This is a genomic window from Aquimarina litoralis, from assembly GCF_039523995.1.
GTDB lineage: Bacteria > Bacteroidota > Bacteroidia > Flavobacteriales > Flavobacteriaceae > Aquimarina > Aquimarina litoralis.
This window is the reverse complement of record NZ_BAAAGE010000021.1, coordinates 1-1,434: the sequence shown is the minus strand read 5'-3', so window position 1 is coordinate 1,434 and position 1,434 is coordinate 1. Positions and strand designations below refer to the sequence as shown.

Annotated in this window: 1 protein-coding gene; it reads right to left on the bottom strand. The window is 42.7% G+C overall.

The genetic code is table 11. The annotated features are described in order from the left end of the window. Positions 1-1,434, bottom strand: a 1,434-nt coding sequence (locus ABD077_RS25085) for a DUF7507 domain-containing protein (protein ID WP_343914941.1), incomplete at both ends; no start/stop codon positions are given.

The following is a 1,434-nucleotide window of genomic DNA, read 5'->3' as shown; positions in this document are numbered from 1 at the left end:
CTACAATATCATACTCAATGACATCATTCAAGGCACTTCCCGCTACTCTAACCGTCTTGATAACACTTAAACTTGGATCGGCTATAAGATCCGTAACTGTTGGATCGTTATCCGGCTCTCCATCAGTCGTTCCATCTCCATTTGGTGTCTCAATAGTCTCATCACCTGCATCGGATACATCTGTTACATCATCTGTTCCATCAGGACTATCTCCTGTAGCTGTAGCACTGTTCTCTATAAATCCAGCATCAATATCTGCCTGTGTAATCGTTTGATTCGCTGTCACCGTTACACTAGCCCCTGGAGCTAAACTTGCTATTGGACTGCCTACGATACTGCCTACATCTGCATTATCATCGGTAATTTCAATATCTGTTAAAGTAACATTACCAGTATTGGTAACTACAATATCATACTCAATGACATCATTCAAGGCACTTCCTGCTACTCTAACTGTCTTGATAACACTTAAACTTGGATCGGCTATAAGATCCGTAACTGTTGGATCGTTATCCGGTTCTCCATCAGTCGTTCCATCTCCATTTGGTGTCTCAACAGTCTCATCACCTGCATCGGATACATCTGTCACATCATCAGGACCTCCTAGTGGACTATCTCCTGTAGCTGTAGCACTATTCTCTATAAATCCAGCATCGATATCTGCCTGTGTAATTGTTTGATTCGCTGTCACCGTTACACTAGCCCCTGGGGCTAAACTCGCTATAGGACTGCCTACGATACTGCCTACATCTGCATTATCATCGGTAATTTCAATATCAGTCAAAGTAACATTACCAGTATTAGTAACTACAATATCATACTCAATGACATCATTCAAGGCACTTCCCGCCACTCTAACCGTCTTGATAACACTTAAACTTGGATCGGCTATAAGATCCGTAACTGTTGGATCGTTATCCGGCTCTCCATCAGTCGTTCCATCTCCATTCGGTGTCTCAATAGTCTCATCGCCTGCATCGGATACATCTATTACATCATCAGGACCTCCTAGTGGACTATCTCCTGTAGCTGTAGCACTATTCTCTATAAATCCAGCATCAATATCTGTCTGTGTAATCGTTTGATTCGCTGTCACCGTTACACTAGCGCCCGGTGCTAAACTCGCTATTGGACTGCCTACGATACTGCCTACATCTGCATTATCATCGGTAATTTCAATATCTGTTAAAGTAACATTACCAGTATTAGTAACTACAATATCATACTCAATGACATCATTCAAGGAACTTCCCGCCACTCTAATAGTCTTGATAACACTTAGGCTTGGAACTTCTGGCGTAGCACTCGTCTCATCATCCTCCGTTGGAGTATCTGTATCTGGAGTACTATCTGGAGTACTGTCTAAATCGGTCTGATCACTCGCGGTAACCTCTGCAAAATTTGTATAGTTACCCGTAGCAGTGACTACTGCTG